The organism is Paraburkholderia sp. BR10954 (assembly GCF_040965775.1).
Lineage (GTDB): Bacteria > Pseudomonadota > Gammaproteobacteria > Burkholderiales > Burkholderiaceae > Paraburkholderia > Paraburkholderia youngii.
Map to the genome: position 1 here is coordinate 273915 of NZ_JBFRCK010000006.1, position 23956 is coordinate 297870.

Annotated in this window: 13 protein-coding genes and 2 pseudogenes; 10 read left to right on the plus strand and 5 right to left on the minus strand. The window is 60.2% G+C overall.

Going from position 1 to position 23956, the window contains the following annotated elements:
* Positions 1-371: 371 nt before the first annotated feature.
* The 5 genes and pseudogenes from AB4Y34_RS12320 to AB4Y34_RS12340 form a co-directional block, all read left to right on the plus strand.
* Positions 372-764: pseudogene (locus AB4Y34_RS12320) on the plus strand (PAS domain S-box protein); the annotation flags it as partial.
* Positions 747-2216: a PAS domain S-box protein gene (locus tag AB4Y34_RS12325; protein WP_368716205.1), complete on the plus strand. Its 1470-nt coding sequence runs from the start codon at positions 747-749 to the stop codon at positions 2214-2216. The pseudogene AB4Y34_RS12320 and the gene AB4Y34_RS12325, both read left to right, overlap by 18 nt.
* Positions 2217-2247: 31 nt before the next feature.
* The gene (locus AB4Y34_RS12330) at positions 2248-2700 is read left to right on the plus strand and encodes a response regulator (protein WP_368716157.1); all 453 of its coding nucleotides are present in this window, start codon (positions 2248-2250) and stop codon (positions 2698-2700) included.
* Complete coding sequence (locus tag AB4Y34_RS12335; protein ID WP_368716158.1) at positions 2697-4250, plus strand: ATP-binding protein; 1554 nt, start codon at positions 2697-2699, stop codon at positions 4248-4250. The genes AB4Y34_RS12330 and AB4Y34_RS12335 overlap by 4 nt, the downstream gene beginning before the upstream one ends.
* Positions 4251-4337: 87 nt before the next feature.
* On the plus strand, positions 4338-5546 hold the full coding sequence (locus tag AB4Y34_RS12340; RefSeq protein ID WP_368716159.1) for a PucR family transcriptional regulator: 1209 nt from the start codon (positions 4338-4340) through the stop codon (positions 5544-5546).
* Between the two features lie 353 nt (positions 5547-5899).
* On the opposite strand, the gene AB4Y34_RS12345 is transcribed toward AB4Y34_RS12340, so the two are convergent.
* Positions 5900-6025 (minus strand): hypothetical protein, encoded by a 126-nt coding sequence (locus AB4Y34_RS12345; protein WP_368716160.1) that lies wholly within the window; start codon positions 6023-6025, stop codon positions 5900-5902.
* Positions 6026-6880: 855 nt separating this feature from the next.
* On the opposite strand from AB4Y34_RS12345, the gene AB4Y34_RS12350 reads away from it, so the two are divergent.
* From AB4Y34_RS12350 to AB4Y34_RS12360, 3 genes are read left to right on the plus strand one after another with little or no spacing between them, the layout of a single operon-like run.
* The gene (locus AB4Y34_RS12350) at positions 6881-7345 is read left to right on the plus strand and encodes a hypothetical protein (protein WP_368716161.1); all 465 of its coding nucleotides are present in this window, start codon (positions 6881-6883) and stop codon (positions 7343-7345) included.
* Positions 7346-7354: 9 nt separating this feature from the next.
* Positions 7355-8047, plus strand: a complete 693-nt coding sequence (locus AB4Y34_RS12355; RefSeq protein ID WP_368716162.1) for a protein mobD — start codon at positions 7355-7357, stop codon at positions 8045-8047.
* Positions 8040-8840, plus strand: a complete 801-nt coding sequence (locus AB4Y34_RS12360; RefSeq protein WP_368716163.1) for a hypothetical protein — start codon at positions 8040-8042, stop codon at positions 8838-8840. Before AB4Y34_RS12355 ends, AB4Y34_RS12360 begins: the two co-directional genes overlap by 8 nt.
* 268 nt (positions 8841-9108) lie before the next feature.
* Here the strand turns inward: AB4Y34_RS12360 and AB4Y34_RS12365 are convergent.
* The 4 genes and pseudogenes from AB4Y34_RS12365 to AB4Y34_RS12380 all read right to left on the minus strand — a co-directional run bounded on the left by AB4Y34_RS12365 (position 9109) and on the right by AB4Y34_RS12380 (position 16577).
* Positions 9109-9942: pseudogene (locus AB4Y34_RS12365) on the minus strand (DUF932 domain-containing protein).
* A gap of 993 nt (positions 9943-10935) precedes the next feature.
* Entirely contained in the window at positions 10936-11193 is a 258-nt protein-coding gene (locus AB4Y34_RS12370; RefSeq protein WP_176379811.1) for a DUF4242 domain-containing protein, read from the minus strand.
* A gap of 57 nt (positions 11194-11250) precedes the next feature.
* Positions 11251-14874: an adenylate/guanylate cyclase domain-containing protein gene (locus tag AB4Y34_RS12375; RefSeq protein ID WP_368716164.1), complete on the minus strand. Its 3624-nt coding sequence runs from the start codon at positions 14872-14874 to the stop codon at positions 11251-11253.
* A 332-nt stretch (positions 14875-15206) separates the two neighbouring features.
* Positions 15207-16577 carry an FAD-binding oxidoreductase gene (locus tag AB4Y34_RS12380; RefSeq protein WP_368716165.1) on the minus strand — a complete coding sequence of 457 codons (1371 nt, stop codon included), beginning with the start codon at positions 16575-16577 and terminating at the stop codon, positions 15207-15209.
* Between the two features lie 2424 nt (positions 16578-19001).
* Between AB4Y34_RS12380 and AB4Y34_RS12385 the strand changes: the two genes are divergently transcribed.
* On the plus strand, positions 19002-22130 hold the full coding sequence (locus tag AB4Y34_RS12385; RefSeq protein WP_368716166.1) for a PAS domain S-box protein: 3129 nt from the start codon (positions 19002-19004) through the stop codon (positions 22128-22130).
* Positions 22127-23887, plus strand: a complete 1761-nt coding sequence (locus AB4Y34_RS12390) for a sigma 54-interacting transcriptional regulator (RefSeq protein WP_368716167.1) — start codon at positions 22127-22129, stop codon at positions 23885-23887. The genes AB4Y34_RS12385 and AB4Y34_RS12390 overlap by 4 nt, the downstream gene beginning before the upstream one ends.
* Positions 23888-23956 lie beyond the last annotated feature (69 nt).

Here is a 23956-nt window from a genome sequence, read left to right on the forward strand (position 1 = left end):
CATTGCGAAGAATAGTACGTTGATACCGGAACAGAAATAATACGGATGTATGTAGCGCACGTGATGGAGTGCCAGGAATTTGCCGAATACTTCTCTTATTAGGATGTTCGTGCTGCGAGCCTTGCCGCTTGTAACGGCGGTGACGCGTAGCGGAAGTGAGCCGTAAGGCACATCGGGAAGGCAGCATCCTTGCTGCGCGCGACGCGTTTGCTAGTATAAAAACCATACCCAGTCGCGCAGCTAGAACTACACGGAACCCGCAACGCCTCGACTCGCGAAATCGGACTGACGATCTGGTGGAACGGTCCAGGCAGTGGACCGCCGGCTTTACGCTCCAAACTTGAAAACGAGAATTTTTGTTAGGAGGTCAGATGGAGCAACGCAAAGAACTGAGCGGCCTGACTAACGAGCTCTTTCGGCAAGTCGTGGAGGCGGCTCCCAACGCCATGGTGATGGTGGACCGTGCTGGCAAGATCGTTCTCGTGAATGCGCAGGCGGAGAAGCTGTTCGGTTATGCGCGTGAAGAATTGATGACGAGAGGAATCGAAGCGCTCGTGCCCGAGCGTTTCCGGGTAGGTCATCCGGATTTCCGGAGCGCATACTACACCGACATGAGGAGCCGGCCGATGGGGACGGGCCGCGACCTCTACGCAATGCGTAAAGACGGCTCCGAATTTCCCGTTGAAATAGGACTCAACCCGGTCTCAACCGACGAAGGTACGTTCGTCCTCGCGGCCGTCGTCGACATCACCGAGCGCAGGAGGCAGGAGGAACGTTTCCGGCAGGTCGTGGAAGCGGCGCCTAATGCAATGGTGATGCTCGATCGCGACGGCCGGATCGTCCTCGTAAATGCGCAGACCGAAAAACTATTCGGCTATCCGCGCAATGAATTGGTTCGCCAGAGCATTGAGGTACTCGTTCCCGAACGTTTTCGCTCGCGCCACCCGGACTACCGTGACGCGTTCTATAGCGACCTGAAGACACGTCCGATGGGTGCGGGCAGGGACCTTTACGCGCGGCGCAAGGACGGTTCGGAGTTTCCTGTCGAAATCGGCCTCAATCCGGTCTCGACCGACGAAGGCATGTTCGTGCTGGCCGCCGTCGTCGACATTACTGAGCGCAGGCGTCTGGAGGAGCGCTTCCGGCAGGTTGTGGAAGCGGCGCCTAACGCAATGGTGATGGTGGACCACGGTGGCCGGATCGTTCTCGTTAACGCACAAACGGAGAAGCTCTTTGGCTATCCGCGCAACGAATTGATCGGTCAAAGCATCGAAGCGCTCGTCCCGGAGCGTTTCCGTGCGCATCACCCGGCGTATCGTGCGTCGTTCTACAGCAATCTGACGAGCCGCCCGATGGGAGCTGGCCGTGACCTCTACGGGCTGCGCAAGGACGGTTCGGAATTTCCAGTCGAGATCGGCCTGAATCCGCTCTCGACCGACGAAGGGAAATTTGTCCTCGCAGCAGTGGTCGACATCACCGCGCGCAAGCAAGCGGAAGAGGAGTTGCTTAGGAAAACAGATGAATTAGCCCGCTCTAACAAGGACCTCGAACAATTTGCCTACCTTGCTTCCCACGACTTGCAGGAACCGCTTCGAGCAGTCGCCGGCCCCTTGCAGATGCTGCAGATGCGATACAAGGGGCAACTGGACAACCGTGCCGATGAATTCATTACACACGCGGTCGACGGCGCCACGCGGATGCAGGCGCTCATTAACGATCTGCTCGCCTATTCTCGGGTTGGCCGCTCCGACGACGCGCGCCAGTTGACTGACTGCGCGCAGATACTCGCTCAGGCGCTCAAGAGTTTGAGCGTCATGATGGAGGAGAGCGGCGCCGAGGTGAGGAAGGAAACTTTGCCTGCCCTGGTGGCGATTCCGACGCACCTTACGCTCCTGTTCCAGAATCTCATCGGCAACGCCGTCAAGTTCCGCGACAAGTCACGCCCTGTACGGATCGACGTGGGTGCGAAGCGCCAGGGCGAGGGGTGGCTATTCTGGGTCAAGGACAACGGGATCGGCATCGATCCGCAATACTTCGAACGCATTTTTCTGGTCTTTCAACGCCTGCACACGCGCTCAGAGTATCCAGGCACCGGGATTGGCCTGGCGCTTTGCAAGCGGATAGTCGAACAGCACGGCGGCCAGATCTGGGTCGAGTCTGTTCTGGAAGAGGGCGCGACGTTCTTTTTCACGCTGGGCGTCAAGAACACAATCTGAAGCCGAACACGAAAGAGAGGAGACAACTACGATGCTTTCCGAAAATAGCGAGCAGATGTTTCATATCCTGATGGTGGAAGATAGCCCCACGGACGTGATGATGACGCGCGAGGCGCTGGAATACTACAAGGTGCTCAATCCGCTACACATTGCGGAGGACGGCGTGGAGGCAATCGAGTTCCTCAAGCGCGAAGGGAAACATGCAAACGCACCCCGTCCCGGCCTGATCATCCTGGATCTCAACTTGCCACGAAAGAGCGGCCAGGAAGTCCTTCAAGAGCTGAAAAGCGATCCGGCATTGATGAACATTCCGGTCGTCGTGCTGACCACCTCCAAAGCCGAGGAGGACGTGGCGAAGTCATATGGCCTGCACGCCAACTGCTACATCACCAAGCCCGTGGACTTCGAGAAGTTCGTTCACGTCGTGCGCAGCATCAACGACTTCTGGCTTGGCGTCGTGACGCTACCCCCGGTTAAATCGTGAACATCGATCATGAAATACATATCCTGCTGATCGAGGACAGCGCGACTGACGCACTGTTGATCGACAGGGTGCTCGAGGACGTGGTGGAGTTCAAATACCACGTGGCGCGCACCGAATCCATGGCGGAGGGCGTCGCGCGCGCGCGGACCGCGAATTTCGACTTGGTGATCCTCGACCTCGGGCTGCCGGACGCAAAAGGGGGGCTCGACACCTTCAGGAAATTCCAGCAGATGGTCCCCGACATGCCGGTGCTGGTTCTCACCGGACTGGACGATAATTCGGTCGGACTGCAGTCCATCCAGCACGGTGCACAGGACTATCTCCTCAAGAAGGATATCCGTGCTTCGGAGCTGAGCCGCGCGATCCGTTATGCGATCGAACGTCACCGCGTTGCGGTCGAGCTAAGGGCGAGCGAGGAACGCTTTCAGCTCGCGGTGAGGGGCGCGACGGCGGGCTTGTGGGATTGGAATCCACAGACGGGAGCAATGTACTTTTCGCCGCATTTCAAGGCAATCATGGGCAATGCGCAAAACAATCTGCCCAATGAAGCGAGCGTGCATCAGGAGGCCATTCATCCAGAGGACATCGATAGGGTGACCGCGTGCCTCACGGCGCATCTAGAGCACAAGAACGCCTACGACGTCGAATATCGCATCCGCACAATGTCGGGAGAATACCGATGGGTTCAGTCTCGCGGACAGGCACTGTGGAACATCTCCGGTCAGCCCTATCGGATGGTTGGCTGGATCATCGACGTGACGGAGCGAAAACTCGCCGAAGAGGCACAGCGCGATTCACGTGAACGGGCGGCGGAGGCATTGCAGCAAACCCAGGCCGATATGGCGCGCCTGAACCGCGTCTTGATGCTCGGCGAAATGGCGGCCTCGATTGCGCACGAGGTCAAGCAACCTGTGTCTGCCGTTGTCATGCATGCTACGGCGGGATTGCGCTGGCTGGATGCACAACCTCCGGAACTGGAGGAGGCACGGCAATCGCTGAGTCACATTCTCAAGCAAGGCAACCGGGTGGTGGAGGTCGTCGGCCACGTGCGATCGCTCGTCAAGCAAGTGCCGCCGCGCGAGGACCCGGTCGATATCAACGAGGCCATTGTCGAAGTGCTGGCCCTGATCAACGCCGAGTTGCAGAGAAACAGCGTGCGGTTGCAGACATGCCTTTCCGCAAACCTGCCGCCTGTGCTCGGGGACCGGGTCAAGATGCAGCAGGTGATCGTCAATCTTGTCATGAATGCTTCGGAGGCGATGAGCGCAGTGAGTGACAGACAGCGCGAGTTGACGATCGTCTCTGAGCGGAGTGACTCGAACGCTGTGATAGTCGAGGTGTGGGACACCGGTTCAGGACTTCCACCTGGGAGTACAGAACAATTATTCCGCTCGTTCTACACCACCAAACCCAGTGGAATGGGCATGGGACTCTCCATTAGCCGATCGATTGTCGAAGCCCATGGCGGGCGACTGTGGGTCACGCCTCGTGAGCCGAATGGCACGGTGTTCCGGTTCACACTGCCGATTGAGGCGAATATCGCACAATAGCCGAAATCCGTGCTGTTGCCAGTTGCAGGTCCTTCTACAGGGAAGAGTCTACTCATGATAGTCAGCATCCCGACGATCAGCGCGAGCTTGCGTGAACGCACGGCTTTGCTTGCAGCGAACCCGACGGCCGTGAATGAGCGCATGTATGAGACGCTGATGAGCGTCGAAGGTTACGAGAACCTGATGCCATCAGTCAGACAGGACATTGCAGCGTCGATCGACTTGACGGCCGGTTTGTGGTTCCAGTCGCTTCTGACGGGTCGCCCACCATCGGCGGACGACATGGATCGCTTCGGGGAATTCGGCCGCCGACGCGTTCACCAGCGCGTACCGCTGCAATCCGTGCTGCGTGCCTTCCGGCTCGGATCGCGCGAAATCTGGCGCACTTACATTGCACAGGCAGAGGACGACGGAACTCTCGTCGACGAATTGCTGTTCGCCATCTCGCCGTACCTTTTCGACTTTTTTGACGTCATGGCGCAGAGCATCGCGCAAAGCTATCTCGAAGAGCAGTATCAACAAGCGCGCTGGCGTGAGGCGTTGCGTCATCAGCTTTACAACATTGTCTTTTATACACCGGATGATCACGATGGCTTTCGGGAAACCGTGGAGGCGCTGGGTCTCGATTCCACTGCGCCACGGGTGGCGCTCGCCATCGATCTCGAACTGCCCGATCACACGTCCTACGAGCGTGAACGGGAACTGGACCGCATCGCGCTTGCGTCAGCGCGTCATCTTGCTGCCGCGCCGAGCGATCTGGTACGGGCGTGGCATCGTGGCCGGCTGATTCTGTGGGCTCCGTGCCTGCGAGGCGATTCGATCAATCGTATCGATCGTTTGACGGCAGAACGGGCCAGTGCTCTGGCGGGTGCAGTCCCGGAGCTTCGTCGTATCGGCGTTGGCCTGATGAACGAAGGCGCGTCGGGCTGGGCGGCAACGGTCGACGAAGCGATCAGGGCATTGGACTTCGCGCCGAAAAGCCAGGGCCGGCCGCAGGTCGCAATGTATTCGAGCATCCTCATTGAAGAAAGCGCGCGTCATGCAGCGAATGCGCGGCGCTATCTCGTTTCTCTGCTCGAACAGCTAGCCAACGAGCCTGAACTGGTTGCGACGCTGCAGACCTATTTTGAACAGGGACAGCGGCGCGGACAATCCGCGGCCGAACTTGGCATTCATCCAAATACGTTGAACTACAGGATTGAGCGCATTGAAGCGCTGCTTGGTGCGAGGCTGGACGACGTCGGCTGGATTGAGAAGCTCGATATCGCTCTGAAGCTGCGTCGGGTGCCGACGTGAGTCCTCAGCTTGCAGGCCACTGTCGTCACGTCGTGGGCTGGCGATCGTGAGCCGGAAGATTAGATTGGGTTACGAACCGATGTGCGGGTAGAAGTCACTGTGGCCTTTGAAGGCATCGATGGACCGATAAATGCGCACGTAAGAGGTCAACGCACTTCGTGGATGACTCTGCTTATGCATTCGCACTGCTCTTCTTCTCGACGGACGCGGAAATGAAGGTGCGGCGATTACCGGGGTCGACGTCAGTGCATACATTCGTGGCTCCGGTTTCATCCAGTCAGCATCCATGCCAGGCCGCAAGATGACCGGCGGATTTACATAAAAGAAATTGCCAACACGAGTTAATAAAATAGCTAAAAAATGATTAAAACTGTTATGTCGATATAAACGACCGCACCCGGCAGCAGGTCTGGCGCGATCAGGTCGGCCGGCTTGAGCGCTGCCATGATCTGCCCGATCGAATACTGTCTGCGTTTCATCGCCAAGCGCTCACTTCACTATACGGCCATGACGTGTCTGGCAAAGTTGCATTCGAAAGAAGGTATGCATTAGCAGCTATTCGAGTTCTTCAGTGAGCATTGGCCGCTTGGGCGCCCAAAACCGGCGATAGCCTATCCTGCCATCCTTCGTTTTAATATCGTTTTTTTGTCTGACGGCTAAGCGCTTTCAGCGAGGTCGGCCGGGAACTATCTGTAAGGTGGCTAGATGCGTCTGCGGGATGCACCTATCAAGTCCGCACGTCTTCTTTTGCTCGACCGCGAACCGTATCTCGTGTTGCGGGATGTCGATCGATCGGGGCGGCATACTTGGCAGGGTGATTTCTCTTTAGTGATCCGGTCCACTGCGGCTACCTGAAAGACAGATGTCTGCGCGGGTGACGGCTGGAGTCGGTAATCGCATGCGCTGAATCGGCAACGTCAATCCGCTTCGGGCGGCTGTTGCTTTCCAAAATCTGCTGAGTCTTTCCCGGAGGCATGCAGTCACGGCTATCGGCAGTTTGCAAAGCAAGAGATATGGTCCGCGAAACTATCGTGTCTCTGTCGGCTCGCAGTTCCAATGTGTGAATCCTGATGGCCAGAGCGATTCAGCCCCTTGCCTGTAATCGTTCTGCTCCTCCGCCGTCGTAAGGTCTGCCCAGAATCCCTTCGCTACGTTTTCTGAACATCGGCGCGGTCCGTTGCTTGGGGCAGACGCGTCCAAAATATTTCTTTTATTCCAGCGCGATCCGGCTGATTCCACGACGTCCCGATAGCGAAAGTCCGGCTAAAAACAGGTGTTGACGGCGTCTTCGTGAGTGAACAAGATGGGATGAAGAGAGCACGAAGGAGCGAGCCATGCCAGTTGCGAAAATCTATACCCGGGCGCAATGGGATGAGCTTGTCCGCTCTCTGGAATCACTGCCGGTCAAGCCAGAGGCCGAGCAGCGCCTCTCTATTACCGATGCGATGAAAGAGATGCGTCTCGTGATCGGTGCGGTGAGGAAGAAGGGATATACGCTGGAAGAAATCGTTGAACATGCAAGGAAGAAGGGCGTCGATTTTAGTGTTGGCTCCGTCAAGTACGCGCTATACCCGTTGAAGAAAGACAGGCCAGTTCGACAGGCTGCAAAGGAATCGGGACGAGGCAATGCCGCGCCATCGCCCCGTGCGAAGAGGGCAAGCAAGGACGATGTACCGCGCGCGGAGGCTTCCAGAGAGAATCAAAAGCAGGATGGGGGAAAGATGGGTAGCAGGCCGGGAACCATGGTTATGCGTGACGCGTTCTCATTCGAGATCCGGCCAGATACCGAGAGCCTTTAGAGGATTCAAATGGACATGACGACTTACCCCATTTATCTCGTTGGTGGCAGCAAGGGCGGGGTGGGCAAGAGCTTCGTTGCGCTCGCGCTGGCCGATTATCTGCTACGGCGCGATATTCATGCGGCGCTGGTGGAGACCGATACCGGCAATCCGGACGTAATGAAAGCGGTTCAGGATGAGATGCGTTGCATCGCCTATAACCTGGACGATGCAGACGGCTGGATCGGCCTCGTCAATTTCTGCGACGAGCAACGAGACGCGGCGATCGTTGTCAACACGGCGGCGCGGAGCCAGACTGGTGTTGAGCAGTTCGGCGCGACACTGGCCGGAGCGCTTGGCGAGCTTCGGCGCCGGCTTGTTGTCCTGTGGGTGATTAACCGGCAACGCGACAGCCTCGAACTGCTGAGCGCTTTCAGCGAGACGTTCCCGGACGCGGTAACGAATGTCGTGCGTAATGGCTACTTCGGTCCGGCGCACAAGTTCGCACTGTATCAGGGATCGCAGCTTCGCCGTTCCGTCGAATCGCGCGGTCACTCACTGGACTTTCCCGACCTTGCGGATCGGGTTGCGGACGAGCTTCGCAGTCAGCGCATGTCGATCCGCAAGGCGGCGGCGACGATGCATATCGGTGAACGCGTCGAGCTATTGCGTTGGCGTTCGTTGTGCGATGCCATGTTCGCGAAGGTAACGGTCGATGGATAACAGGCAGGGCGGACCGGTGGATGCGCTTGCCTGTCTGTTTCTCGACGTCACGGGTGAATTGCCTGACAACGCCAGTGTGCTGCGAATGCGGCGGGTATCGAGTGCGCTCAACCTCCGCGACAACGATGCGTTGTGGTCTGTGCTGGTCATGTTCGAATATTACGGGCAACTCTACGAAGCCATGCCGGAGCGTATCCGGCAGGTGGGCGCGGGCAGTATGGATGCCGTGCGGACGGAGGCGCGCGCAGCGACGGATGCGTTGATGATGCAGCATCGAGACGCGCTCGCGCGCTGCAAGGCCACGATCGAACTGGCTGAGCAAATGACCGCCGAGCACGAAGCGCGCTACCGGGCCGCGCTTGCGGCGCTGAACGACGAGGCGCTGGCTACACTCACGCAGCGGGCAGCGAACCGCATTGCCCGCGTTGCTGGTAACCGGCTCGTGGGGGCGACAGCTGTCGCCGTACGTGACCAGCAGAAACGGATCGATGCGGCGCTCACGCTATTCGGGCACGTCGCCATGCGGCGACTCGTGCGGGCATGCTATGGGCTGGACGTCGGCGGGCTGGTTGTGATGCTGGCGGCGGGTGCGGGCGCGCTGGTGGGATGGTGGGCAGGCGTCCATTGGGGGCGGGCAGACGGCTTGCCGTCTACCCGCATGAGTTACACCTCATCGGTATCGCCTTTCATGAATTCGGCGGCTAGCACGTCTGCTGCCGCGTCGTTCTGGTCGAAGGCAATCACCGGTGGCCGGCAGCCTTTATCTTCGGCGCGGGCAAGGGCTATGTCGTAGTGCTGACCTTGAGCGGCGAGGGCCCCAGGCTGGAATATGGCACGGTAGCGACCGGCTGTTCGTTGCCAAAATTGGTTTCGAGCGGCGAAACGGTTTCGTCTGTGGTTGCCGCAGGGGTTTCGGGTTGAGATTGCGTGACTGACTCCAGAAAACTAAAAAGAAGGGTCCGGGTTGGGTGCTCGCGGATTCCATCAGAACATGACCCGGATGGGAGTCCTGATGGAACGAGGTGGGGCGGGGCGGAGGGACGTTGCTGCTCCTGAGGCGCTTATGCTTTCATCTGGCGCATGGCGTCAGCGAGCATCCACAGCGCGCGGTTGAGCTTCACGTTCTGGTCAATGCCGGTGATGGGGCGAGTCGACATGGCGCGTCCACTGCGCGAGCGTCCATGCAGCCCGCCATTCATGAGGTTTTCCTGCACGCGGTTGAATACGGTCCAGAGGTCGTCGCGGCGGTCCTCGAAACGGCGCGGCACCAGTAGCTCGCTTTCAGTGACGGGGGCCGGTGCCTCGACGTCGGTCGGGTCGTAGCGCAGCGCAAGGGCGGAGCGGGCGAATGCATGCTGCTCGTCGCGGTTCAGCTCGACGGCGCGCATGCCGTCCTTCTGCTCGTGGATCAGGTCGAAGCCGTCGAGCACGTCGAATGCGCCATTGATCACGTTCTGGATGACTTTCCTTTGTGTGGCACGCGGATATCGGCGATGTTCTCGCCCGCGACCATGCCGTTCTGGCAGACAAACCGGAATGTGCCCGCCAGCATCTGGTAAGTGCTGGGTGCCGTCGTGCGAGTTCAGCAGCACGATTTCGTCGGCTTCCTCGCCGGAGATCTGGTCGGCGTGGCGAAGCCGCAGCATGTGTTTGGTGAATTCGCGCTTGCCCTGATCGCGTACGCGGGTCTGGCAGATCATGAACGGCTGAAAGCCTTCGTTGCGCAGGCCGCGGAGCACATCGATGGTGGGAATGTAGGTGTAGCGCTCGGAGCGGCTTTCGTGCTTGCCGTCCGCGAAGATGGAAGGGGCAACGTGGGGAATCTGGTCGTCCGAAAGCGGCGAGTCAGCGCGCAGCATCGGGGACCCGTAATGGAAAGAGGAAGCGAGTTGCATGGCGATCTCCACAGTCAAGGTTGAGGACCTGAACCGGGCGAGGGGAGGGGAGGTGCTTTGCTATTGCGGCTGGACACTTCCCGGTGGAACTCGGGGTTGGCGTTGCTACCGCCTGGCTCCCGGGTTCCCGCCCGTGCGACTGGAGGAGCCGATAGCGGGCGGGCGTCAAGGAAAAAGGCGAGGGAGGGGTGCGGGCAACACGGTCCCTCGCCCCTTGATGCGCGGCCGCTATCGGCTACGGTCGCGGGTCAAGGGCGGGAAGCTGGGAGCCGGGTGCATGCCATGCCTCGGGTTGACCGGGCATGAAGGTGCGGTCCTAATGGCATCGGGGTATAGGCCACCCCTTGATAGGAAGCGACGCGGTTGACTGTTGTGCTAGGAGTTGATGGGCGACAAGCGGCGCCGTCAGGCGATTAACAATCGTGCGCGAGTGCAGGCCAAGATGCCCCCGTAGTCCTCGAACTGACGGCAGTCATGTAGCCTTCCGCTTCCACGGCCGCGCGGCCGCCAGCCTCTCTTAGAGAAGGGATCGGGAGCTTGCCGACATCGCGACGGGAGGCAGGTTTTCGGCCAAAGCCGACATTAGAGGGGGCTGGGTTGTATGTCAGGAATTTGGCGGCTTGCCGACGGTGGAGGCATCGAGCGGCCACGCGGCAGCTGTCCGCAACAGCGAACTCACACGAACGACCCATTGCCGCCTTCAGCCTGACGACAGGCTAAGGGCCGCTTTCGACGTGCACCTGTCATTGTCATACGCGTCTTCGGAGCCGGCGAGACGGCCCAGGCATTTTCTTCCTTTCGGCATTGCGTCCTCAACGGCTCTGCCCTGTCCTCGCTTTGAGCATATGCGAGTTATGGCTAAGGGACGGGCTGCTGCCTCCGGCAGCCTCGAACGAGCCTATTACTGGTTGTCGCCGGTGCCCGATGAGGTTGACGACACATCGTGTCGTTGCAAATTCTCGGCCATTGGGCGATGCGTCCGTTCCCCGTTGTCTAGTTAAACATTTCCGGCCGCAAGTCGCTTACCTCGATGATCACATCGGCCGGCAGATTTGCCCGGCGTGCTGCGGCACGGATGGCGTCGGCGCTGGGTGCCTCATACAGGCAATAGGTCTTCTTCTTGTCCGCGCTGAGAAACGAAAAGAGCCACTCGACGCCTTCCTCGTCGTTGATTCTCTTCACAGTTGCAGCACTTTCGCCGGTGACCTCGAGTTGTTCTGCAAAATTACGTTCAATCATAAACCGCGGCATACGATTCTCCTTGAATAGCGACTGCACATTGGCCGTCAAACTGTGCGATAGACTGCGCTAACTTCTGGGCCCTGTTCTTGCCAGCGCACCACCAATGCGCTCGGCGAGTGCGAACATCTTGAGTTTTTTGGCTGCGACGGCCGCCATCGAGAGCAGATCCTGCGCACGTGCTCTATCTCCGACGCCATTGCGTGCCGCCAGCATGAGCGCGTACTCGTGCCGGCTGTGCGCGAGCCAGGGCCACGCTCGCAGGCGCTCGTCCATGCGCAGCGCGTATTCGAAATGCTGTTCGGCGGCTGACCAGTCGCCGAGAGCATGGGCCAGCATGCCAAGAAACCGTGCCGCCGATCCGCCGCAAAGCGTAAAGACTGGAACTGTGACGACCTGATCCCGGAACGGCAGGAGAAGGGCATAAATCCGTTCGGCATGCTCGACGTCCCGCAGGCGGGCAGCAACCTCCGCCAGATATGTCAACGTGACAAGCCGCTTGCTGTCCACGGGGATGCCGGATTCCGATTCCGCAAGCCGACCGAGATTGTCGCGGGCCTGCGCCTCGAAGCCGAGATCACTGCAGATCAACATGAATCCTGGCCGCCACGTGGCGTCCTCGGAATGCTCGTCGACAAACCGTTTAAATATCGGCGCGACCTCGGCGAGCCGGCCCTGTTCGCGACGTATAGCGAACATCTGCATGCCGTAGACACCGGTAGCGAGATTCGCGTCGACGTTCTGCGCCATCTGCAACGAGTCACGCGTCTTGTGCTCCGCCTCGGCGAAGTCACCAACGAGTATGGCCCGCATCGCCTGCGCCCCCGTCACGCACCACTTGTCGACGAAGTGCTGTCCGCTGGCGGCGATCTGCCGATACCGTTCCAGCGCGCTCTCGAAACGGTCCACCTCACCGATTTCCAGGTAGCCGGCGAGACATCGGGCGCATGCATGACCGATGGTCTGGGCATCGCCGAGATCTTCCGCCATCTGCCTCAACTCCAGCAACACGCTTGCACGCTCCAGAAACCTGTTCGCAGCTAAGGGGAGAGCCCCGACATGCATCAACTCGCACGCCAATGCATCGAACAGGCTCGGCAGATCGTTCAGGCGTCTGGCGAGAGCGACGGCCTCCTGGGCAAATTCACTACTTTGTTCGCGTGCACCCGTCATATGAACGGTGCGAACGAGGCGACTCAACAGGCGGCAACGCTCGACCGATTCCTCGGTGCCGACCAGGGCGAGGGCCTCTTCCAGCAAAGAAAGCGATGCATCGCCGGAACCTTCGAGGAAGGTCTCGGCGGTGTCAAACTCCAACGCTGCCTGCACGAGATACGATGTGAGCTTCCGTTCGCGGGCAATTCGCGCGGCCTCGCGGAAGGTCGCAATCGCCTCGCGTTGGGCCAGTCTGAACTCTGCCCTGCCTCTTGTCAGCAGCAGAGGCAGCAGATGAGCGGCCCGATCCGGCTCGCTGTAGGAGCATCGGTTGACCAGTTCAAGTCCGCGCTGCACATGGGCGATAGCCTCATCGTAGGCGGCACCCGCAAGCGCCCGTTCTCCGGCACGCTGCCAATAGCCAATCGCGCGATCCGGCAGGTCGGCCGCGGCGAAGTTCTGAGCGATCAATTCGGGTTGCCGCTCGACGATGTCCGGATAATGTTCTTCGAGAGCAGCGCCGATTAGCGCGTGGAAGTGGCGGCGACGCGCAAGCAGCAGGGATTGGTATGCGATCTCCTGGATCAATGCATGCCGGAACAAAAAGGCGTCTCCTTCACCGAGTTTCCCTGAAGCAGGAACAATGATTTCGGCTGCAATCAGGCGGTCGAGCGATTCCTGCAGTTCGTCCTCTGACCTCGAAGCAATCAGGCCAAGCAACGTCCTGCCGAACTCACGTCCCACGGTGGCCGCGACCTGCGCAGTTTCCTTGACGGCTGGCTCCAGCCGGTCGAGCCTCGACAGCAGCGAGCCCTGCAGCGTGTCCGGAATGGCGATCGTCTGCGGCGTGCCTTTCAACTCGTAGCTGGCGCCGGCATCCAGCAACAGATCGCCCTGGAGAACGGCCTTGGTCAGTTCCTCGACAAATAGCGGCACGCCGTCCGTCTTGGAGACGATCTGATCGAGCATGATATCCGGCAGCCGCTTGCCACCCGTCAGCCGCTCGACCATCGCAACGCAATCGCGGCGCGATAACCGATCGAGACTGAGTTGTACGAGATGAGGGTAAGTCCACCCCGGTTCAAACTCGGGCCGCGCCGTGATAAGTACCATTAACCGGGCGGACAGCAGCCGTTCAACCACGAGCCGAACGAACTCGAGGGATGACGGATCGATCCAGTGCGCGTCTTCGACAACGAAAAGCACCGGCTGAACGCGCGTCATCGTTTCGAGCACGGCCACCAGCACGTCCAGCGTCCGGCGCTTGAAGGAGGGAGAAGATGTGTCAATTGGCGGATGGCGCGCGCCTGTCGGAATCCCAAGCAAGTTTGTAAGGACCAGGAGTGCCTCGTCGACATCGACCCCAAGTCTTGCGATTCCGGCCTCTATCCGTTCCGTATCCGACGCATCTGACGTGCCGGCCCCGACGCCGAAAGTTCGCTGTAGCCAGCGCTGTACCGGCGAAAATGGGCTGTTGCGATAGTACGAGGAACAGTGAAGCGAAACGATCACATGCGAGTCGTCACTGATGCCGTCGCAGAGCGCGCGCAGCACACGAGATTTTCCGATTCCCGGCTCGCCGGTCAGCAGCACGCAGCGCATTTCGCCATCGACGCTTTGCTTCCAGCGCCGCCAGATCATCTCGAGTTCCGCAGCCCGACCAATGAGCGGCGTCATCCCATGGACGGCTCTGATTTCGAAGCGGTCGATCATGTCCGCTTGCGCCAGCACACGTTGGACCCTGACCGGATTAGTGACCCCTTTCAGTTCACGCCGGCCAAGGTCTTCAAGCTTGAATGACCCTTCGATCAGATGTTGGGCGGCCGGACCCACGACGACCGCGTCGGGCGGAGCGAGCGACTGCAGCCTTGCAGCGATGATTGGCGCCTCGCCGACGATTGCCTGGTGATCCAGCGAAGATCCAGCGCCAATGGCGCCGGCGACGACAAGTCCCGTTTCGATCCCGATCCGCACATGCAGGCGCACGCCGTACTCAGATTCGATCAGATCGTTTGCCTCGCGAAGCGCCGCTATGGCTGCGAGCGCCGCGAGTACTGCACGTACGGCATCGTCTTCGTGCGCATTCGGATAGCCGAAATAGACGAGCAGGCCATCGCCGATATAAAGCGCGATACGGCCTTCATGAGCTTCGATCGCGCACGCACAGGCTTGATGGTAGACCCCCAGCAGACGTCGCATATCCTCTGGATCGAGTCGCTCCGCTAGCGCTGTCGAATCGATGAGGTCGACGAACATCACTGTGATTTGCCGCCTCTCGGCGTCGATGGCTGCGGATGCAGGCGACGACGGCGGGTCGCCGCATTCCCGTACCCGCTCAAGCGAATGTGCGTGGGCTTCGTTTAGCGCTGCAAGTCCTTTTGCGAGCCGCTTGCGGTCGCCAAGCGTAAGGCCTAGTTCCTTCAGGTCACCGTCGGAAAGATCGCTGAGCACATCCCAGTCGATTCCTTGGGAGGTGAACTTCGCAGTGTGGGCGCCGAGGCCAATCTGCGCTAACCATGTCGACAGATCGTCGGTCATTGCTGAATCTCTGAAGTACCCATCCAACATTATCATCGGTGTGCCAGCGCAACTTGTCCAGGCGTCTTCGCGCCTCGTGACGGCGCGTGTCCAGTCAGGCACGTGCTTGGGACTACTTCCGGTCATGCTGCAGAGCAGCCATTCAAGCGTCGGTTCGGATTAGAAACCGGAGCTTGTTAAGTAGGCGCAGTGAACATTGCACCGCATGGTGACTTGACTAGTCAGGCTCCTCGCCGTCCGTGACCGCTGAGGAGCCGCCCCTCCAGTTGCTCGGTCATTCATCGGTCTATTCGGCCCGTCCAGTTCGCGACCGACTTCCTGCTCGCGTAGGTTCACGCTTTCGGCTTAATGTTCTGGTTGACTTGAAACAGGTTATTGGGATCGTACTTCGCCTTGATCGAGGCAAGGCGCGCGTAGTTCTCGCCGTAGCTCAATTCGACTCGGTTCTCGGCCTCGTCGGCGTCCATGAAGTTGACGTAGGCGCCTTCCAGATTGAACGGGTGGACAGCCTGCCAGTAGGTACGGCCCCAGGTCTTGAGTGCATCGGCGTCCTTGGGATCTGGGCTGATCGCGGCAATTACCATCCAAAAGGACGCGTCCCGTGCGCTCCACGGCGTGGCATCCTTGCCGACCCGCCGAACGGCGCCGTCTATGGGATAAAGGTGCATCAGGCAAAAAGGGGTGGGCGCCTCGAGCGCGTTGGCGATGTGCACGTCGATCGCCTCGTCAGGCAGCGCCTTGACAAAGTCACCCTTCCAATACCACTGCAAGCCTTTAGGAAAGAAAGGGTCGAACAGACTGTTGATGGCGGTCCACGGCATCTCGCCCATCCAGTTGAACAGCGGGGCGGGGAGTTTCTCGAGCAGCCGGGCCATGACCTTCTCGCCCTCTTCGATCGGCCCGTTGAAAGCACCGATGAGAGCACAGGCGCGCTTGTTCCAGTGCTCCCTCGGGAAGGGATCGGTCGGGGGCACGGTTTTGAGGCCGACAAACAGGCCAAGTTCTTCCGGGGCGTGTGCGATGAAGTCGCGGTACATCGCCACAACTTGCCTGGCTTCCCTGGCGTCCCAGAAGATCGACCAAGCGAACACCATTTTGGCCGGGTGGGCCTGAAATAGAAAACTTGTGACCACGCCGAAGTTACCGCCGCCACCGCGCACCGCCCAGAAGAGGTCAACGTGCTCGTCCTTGTTGGCGGTGACGAAAGAACCGTCGGCCAGAACTACATCCACCTCCAGCAAATTATCGATCGTGAGGCCGTGCTTGCGCGTGAGGTAGCCGGTTCCTCCGCCCAGAGTCAGACCTGCGACGCCCGTGCTCCCGACAATGCCCAGTGGCACGGCGAGGCCAAATGCGTGGGTCGCGTGATCCACATCGGCGGCAGTGCAGCCCGGATCGACGCGCACTGTTCGGCTGGTGGGGTCGACACGCACGCTGCGCATCTGCGACAGGTCGATGACCAACCCACCCTCGCAACTACCCAAACCGGGGCCGTTGTGTCCGCCTCCGCGGATTGCGAGAAGCAATTTGTTATCGCGCGCGTAGTTGACCGCCGCTATGACATCGGCGGCATCGGTGCAGCGCGCAATCACCCTGGGCCGCTTATCGATCATGCCGTTATACAGCGCTCGCGCGTCATCGTAGTCCTCGTCCGACGGACCGATTAGCCTTCCTCGAAATTCCTGAATCGCGAACTCGCTCATAACGCTACCTCCTTGAACAGTTAATTCATCGCGCGCCAGCGCGACGACGCGCCGCCGTATCAAGAAGCCTCGCGCTGACCTGTCGACAAGAACGACGTCTGGCGCGCGGGATCAAATCGGCATCTCGCACCTATCCCGTAGCCATTCGCGAGCGTAGCCTCGCACCTCACTTGATGAAAAGCATAGTGCTCTGACACAACTGCCGGAAGGAACTTGCGATTTGACGACACTGACAGCAAGACGAGCGAGGGTCCGGCCGAATGAAACCCGACAAAACGGGGGTCGCTCCGTAGTTAAAAAAGGCGCGTCCAGCCAAAGACTTGACCGGCAACACGCCTTTGAGCGTGCGGCGCAGCCTCAAATGTTCATTTGAATGGCCGCTAAGGGGAATTCAGGATCTTTTGGGTCGCAAGTATGCAAGTCGCTTGCAGTGAAGGCTAACGTTCGCAGCTGCCGTAGGCCGAATGTCGGGAACCCGACTCGTAGGCCGCCCGAGGTATGCGGTACCTGAATGTCGGGTATGGCCGAGGGTCGGGCTGTGCCGGTTGCGCGCGCAACGACTCAACTTCGGCCAAAGCCGACACTCAGGTACCAATCTCGATAAGGCGGCTACAGATCGGCTTTCCGGCCATTCGCACCTTTGCACCAGCGAAGTCAACTATCACCTCAAGCGGATACGTACCTGGGACCCTCAATGGCCTTACTCGGCCGCAAAAACGCGGCGGCGGTTCATTAAGTACAACGGCCATTGCCCTTCATGTGGCTGTAAGCGGCGGGTTGTCCCCGGTGCTGCGACGTCGCATGAATCCAGGGGTACTGAGCGAACTCATTTAACGTAAAACACATCGCCGGTCGAGCGACAGCATTAAGCGTAAAACGGTATGTGGAGTCGGACGCCGTCGCGCTGCTTCTCTTGGCGAAGCCGGAAAGCGCCTCGGCAGCATGAAGACGAAGAACCGTTTAGAGGGATGCAGGCTAACCGAAACTTCGAATGCGATGCCGGACGAGTCGATATATCTCCGCACAATCTCCTAGGAGCGCTGCCTGTCACCCTCCGAAAAAGATCGGCATGTCCGCCACGCCCCGGCCATAACGTGCTTCGACGAGGGAACTGATAAGCGTGCCAGGTTTCTCGCGTGCTGCCTCGGGCACATCAACCTCCGCGATACATGGGATCGATGGAGTCGCCCCCCGGGGCGCGCTTGGCGGACTGCGACGGGACCGACACGCTGACGCTGACGCCGCCATGGTTCTTGTGAACCATGCTGCCGTGGGGCCGCGGCATCGTTTGACCGCCGTGCGTTGCTGTCGCTCCGCTGTCGGAGCGACAGTCGGATGCAGGTACGTAGGCGCCTGCGAAAGCAGGCGCAGCCAGCGATGCTGAGCATGCAACCAAAAGGGCGGCGATAGTTTTCGCGTTCATGGGGACTCCAATGATTGAGTTGAGCATTCAAATGCACCCGAATCGGGTCTATTGCGGCGCGCCATGTTCAACTTGATCGGACGACATCAAGGCAGTGCTGCGCGCTAACTGATGCACTAAGTCGCGACCGCACTATCCCGCGGCGGTGGTCGGATAGCGACGGCGCGACATGCGAACGTCTTGGTGCGAGAACTGTGCCAAAGCCCCGACGGAGGCCCCACTGGATGCCAAGTGCCTGAAAATTCGACGCTTTTGCGCTGGCGACGTGTGGGCCAGGGCGCTGCGTATGCGACACCCATGCGTATGCGCTCACGATCTGTCGGGAGTGTCCCGACAGATCGTGAGATCCAGTCGAACCTGAGCAAATCTTGAAGCCTTACGGGCAAGGCTGTGCGGGCTAAACCGTGTTGAAAACACCTCAAGAAGACGTGCTGCATGCGACCGGCCGTCGAACGGCTAGCTCGTGACGCGTAGCAATCACCCAAATGTCCGACTCGTGGTACGAGCAAAAGGCTCTTCGTGGCCGATCCCGGTCGCACGTGTTCGGCTCAGTTCGACCCGGAGCGGTCTCCGCATTTAGCGTCGAGTTGTATCGATGGTGAAACGGTCTCCCTTGCGCACTCGCCCATAGCTTTCAAGCGATACCAGTCGCGACATGAGCAGCAGCAACACTTACCAAGAGACGGTGTTACTCGCACCCCGATTCGAGGATGTCTCCTTCGCCACAAGCGCGCATCGCACTCAGTATTGCATCATGCGTTTAAAGAAACGCTTCGCTACTGCGCCGTTTGCCGTTTCGTGGCCAACTTGCTTGACGGTGGCACGGTGGGCTGGACCATCGTCCTGTCCAGGACAACACGGACGGTGTACAGTAAAAAAATTGAAAGTCCGCGATGTTCGAAAGCCGCTTTGACAGACCGGCAACACACAAATGAACGAATAGCCCCCGTTTCGAACCGGCCTCTGTGAAGCCTTTCTGCAGAGTCTGAGGAGTAGCCAAAGTGACGACGTCGGAGCGACCATTCGCACCGCCGGGCCGACGCGAACGATTACTCGAGCAGCAAACGGCGCTGGCGGCACTGACCCGGATGGATGGGCATCAGGGCGGCAGTCTCAAGGAGAGGCTGCAGTTCGTCACGGAGACCGCAGCCCGGTTGATGGGTGTCGAACGTGTAGGCCTGTGGCGCTATACGGAGACACGTTCGGCCATTCGTTGTCTTGATCTCTACGAGAGCCGTCACAACCGCCACACCGACGGCGTTGAGATCCGGGTTGAAGACTATCCAGCCTATTTTCAGGCACTTGTGACGAGTGAAGTTATCGTCGTGGATGACTCTCATGCGGATCCTCGGACTCAGGAATTTTTCAAGACCTACCTGATGCCGCTTGGCGTCACGGCGATGCTGGACGTTCCGATTCACCTGCACGGCCGTGTGGACGGTGTGCTGCGTCTCGCACAGCTCGGGCCCCGGACGCCGTGGACGCCCGAAGATCGCCTGTTCGGCATCGCGCTCGCGAATCTGATCGCGCTCGCCGTCGAGCGCGATGAACGCATACGTGCTGAAGAAGCGCTGCGTGAGAGCGAGCAGCGTCTCGCCACACTGGTCGCGTACGCGCCTGACGCCATTCTCGTGTTTGACGTGGACGCCGACCGCTACATTCAGGTGAACAAGCAGGCCGCGTTGCTGTTCGGCTACGACTGCCAATCGCTGCTGCAGATCGATCCGACCAGACTCAGTCCCGAACGGCAGCCGGACGGCCGTCTATCGAGCGTGGCCCGGCGCGAATACCTTGACGTAGCGCTCCAGGGGGGCACGCCGGTGTTCGAGTGGACGCATCAGAATGTAAGGGGCGAACTGATTCCCTGCGAAATCCGGCTGGTTCGCCTGCCGCACACCAGTTGCAGGCTCGTCCGCGGCAGCATCATCGACATTGGGGAGCGCAAGCGCACGGAGCAGGCGTTGCGGTCGAGTGAGCAACGCTTGTCCACGATGCTGGCCTATTCGCCCGATGCGATCACGCTACTGGACGTCGATACACTGCGCTTCGTCCAGGCGAACGAGCAGGCGGCGCGTCTTTACGGATACGATCGCACGACGCTGCTTCGCCTGGGACCCGTCGAGCTGAGCCCCGAGTGTCAGCCCGATGGCCGGCCCTCGGCCGTCGCGGCGCGGGAGAAGGTTCTGGAAGCGCTCGACGGCGGTGTGCCTGTATTCGAGTGGACGCATTTGAACGCCGCGGGCGCGCTCTTTCCTTGCGAGGTCCGCCTGGTGCGGTTACCTGATGCGTCACGCAGGCTGGTGCGCGGCAGCATCATCGATATCAGCGAACGCAAACGTGCCGAGGCAGCTCTGCGAGAGAGCGAGGCACGCATGCGCGGCATTCTGGATGCGTCGATGGACTGCATCATCAGCATCGACCACGCCGGACGGATCATCGAGTTCAATCCCGCATCCGAGCGAACGTTCGGCTACCAGCGCGAGGGTGTAATCGGACGCGAACTGGCTGAACTGATCATCCCGCCATCCCTTCGCGACGCGCACCGTCGGGGGCTGGCGAAATATCTCGCGACAGGAGAGGGTCCGTTATTGGGCAGACGAATCGAGGTTCAGGCGCTGCGTTCCGACGGCACGGAGTTTCCGGTCGAAATTTCCTTGACACCGATCCTCGGCGACCCGAAGCTCGTCACCGCCACGGTCCGCGACATCACGGCGCGCGAGCGCACGCAAGCAGAGTTGCACGAGGCGAAGGAGGCGGCGGAAAAGGCCAGCCGCGCCAAGTCCGAATTTCTCGCCAGCATGAGCCACGAATTGCGCACGCCGCTCAACAGCGTTCTCGGCTACGCGCAACTATTGCGGTGCGAGGAGGAACTCTCGCAGCGACAACGCAAGGCACTCAACGTCATCCAGCAATCCGGGGAGCATCTGCAGCGCCTGATCGAAGAGATCCTCGACATGGCCAAGATCGAAGCCGGGACGCTGGACATCGTTGCCGAAAACGTCGATCTGCACCGGATGCTGGACAGCATCGTCGAGATCACGCGCAGCCGCGCCCAGTCGAAAGGCCTTGCATTCACGTTCGCGCCGGGCGCCGACGTTCCGGCAGTGGTTTGCGCCGATGAGCGCCGCCTGTGTCAGGTGCTGATGAATCTTCTTGATAACGCGATCAAATACACGCGGCACGGCGAGGTCGTCTTGCGTACGAGCATGCACGAGCGCGCCGTCTGTTTTGCCGTCGAGGATACGGGCCTTGGGATCTGGCCGGAACACCTGTCCGAGATCTTCGACGTGTTTCATCAGGTTCGCGATCCGTCGATGATCGCGGAGGGTACGGGACTTGGACTCGCGATCAGCAAACGGCTCGTGCACTTGATGGGGGGCGAACTGCAGGTCGCCAGCAAGCCACACGAAGGCAGCCGCTTCTGGTTCGAGCTTGAACTGCGGCCAGTTTCCGCGCCGACGCCGGCAGCCACGAACGGGCCCGTAACGGGGGTGGCGGGCGCGAGGCGCCGCATATTGGTCGTCGACGACGACCAGGACGGACGCGGCCTGCTGAGCGACTTGCTAATTCCGCTCGGCTTCGAAGTGCATGAGGCCGCTGACGGCCTCGAGGCGGTCCACGAAGCCGCGCGCCTGAAACCTGACGCCATCCTGATGGATATGCGGATGCCGCGCCTCGATGGTCTTGCCGCAACGGCACAGATTCGCACGATGCCGGATCTCGCGGGCACGGTCATCTTTGCGATCTCCGCAAGCGCCTTCGAACACAACCGTGCACGCTGCATCGAATCGGGGGCAAACGAGTTCATCCCCAAGCCATTCAGGCAGGAAAAGCTGCTTGAACTGCTATGTGAGCATCTCGGACTCACGCTGCTTCGTGCGCCGCCCAAAGACCCGAACAGCGAGCGTGAGCGGCTGGCACCGTTGATCGCACCGCCTTGCGGACGACTACTGACGTTCATCGACTTCGCCTCGCGCGGTGACGTCAGGCAACTATTGATCGAGGCGAACGCACTGGCGAACGAAGATCCGATCTACGCACCATTCACCGAGCGCATCATAGCGATGGGCGACGCGTACCAGATGAAGGAACTGCGTCGATGGCTCAAGAGTTTCGCAGGCACACCATGAGCTCGGCCGATGTACAGAGGGCGCCGATTCTCGTCGTGGAGGACGTCCCGGCCAATCTCTCCGTCTTGCTCGATTTGCTGAGCGGCGCGGGCTTCACCGTTTCGGTCGCCGAAGACGGCGAAAGCGCGCTCGAGCAGATCGCCTATGCCCAACCGGCACTTATCCTTCTCGATGTGATGATGCCGGGGCTCGACGGATTTGCGACCTGCCGGCAGTTGAAGGCGAATCCCGCGACCCGCGAGATTCCGGTGATCTTCATGACGGGCCTCACCGACACGATAGACAAGGTCAAGGGCCTCGAGCTCGGCGCCGTCGACTACATCACCAAACCGTTCCAACACGAGGAAGTGCTCGCGCGTGTCAATACGCATCTCGAGTTACAGCAGCTCAAATTGCGCCTCCAGGAAAGCGAGGAGCGGCTGTCGCGGATCATCGAATCGGCGACGGACGCAATCGTCGCGTTTGACAGCGACGGCCGCATTACACTTTTCAATCGCGCTGCCGAGCGGATGTTCCGCTGTCCCGCGAACTCCGTCGTCGGGCGGCCTTGCAAGGCGTTCTTCTCGCCCTCGTTGTACGACCTGGTTGGCGACTTCATGAGAGGCAATCAACGGCGTGCGCCGATCTGGCTGCCGGATGGGCATAGCGCCGTGCGTGCCGACGGCGAGTCCTTTCCGATCGAAGCGAGCCTGTCATCTGCGGAGGCGTGCGATCAGCCGATCTACATCCTGTTCATACGCGATATCGAGGAACGCAGGAAGGCGGAGGTGGAGGTCGGTCAGTTGCGCGGCCTGAACCGCTACCTTCAGGACGAATTGCTCGAAGCCGAGGCGGGCGCGAATCTCGTCGGCACGGCCGGCCTGCAAGGCGTCCTGCAGCACGTGCGTCAGGTGGCCGGGACCGACGCCTCGGTGCTCGTGACCGGCGAGACTGGCACAGGCAAGGAACTGATCGCCCAGGCTGTCCATCGTATGAGCGCACGTGGTGGCAAACCGCTTGTCAAGCTCAACTGCGCGGTGCTTCCTGCGAATCTTGTCGAAAGCGAATTGTTCGGGCATGAGAAGGGCGCGTTCACCGGCGCGCTGGCGCGCAAGGCCGGCCGCTTCGAACTGGCTGACGAAGGCACGCTGTTTCTCGACGAGGTGGGCGAGCTGGCGTTGGACCTGCAGGCGAAGTTGCTGCGCGTGCTTCAGAATGGCGAGTTCGAACGGGTCGGTAGCAACCGTACGCAAAAGACGGATGTGCGAATCATTGCCGCCACGAACCGGAATCTTGCCGAAGAGGCTGCGACGGGCCGGTTTCGCGCAGACCTGTACTACCGCCTCAACGTTTTTCCGATTGAACTGCCTCCGCTTCGCGCGCGGCCCGAGGACATCGAGCCGCTCGTAGAGCATTTCGTGCGTCACTATGCGTCGAAGTATGGGAGACACATCGACCCTGTCGGCGACGCGCAGTTAAACCTGCTTCGGGCCTATCGATGGCCGGGCAATGTGCGGGAGCTGCAGCACGTCATAGAACGCGCGGTCATCCTGACGCAGGGCAGCCAGCTTGCGCTTGGCGACTGGTTCAGGGACGCCATGCCCCCGGCCTGCGAGACGGTTACCCTCGAGGAGGCCGAGCGCGCTCATATCCTGAAGGTCCTGGAGCAGACCGACTGGCGCGTCAGCGGCAAGGCTGGTGCGGCCGAACGCCTCGGGCTGCCGCCCACGACGCTGGAGTCGCGCATGAAGCGGCTCGCGATCATCCGGAAGGTCTGAGAGTCACGATATATCGAGAAGGTCACGAAATATCGTGACGGCATGCGCTTGCGCACGCTGGATGCGTGC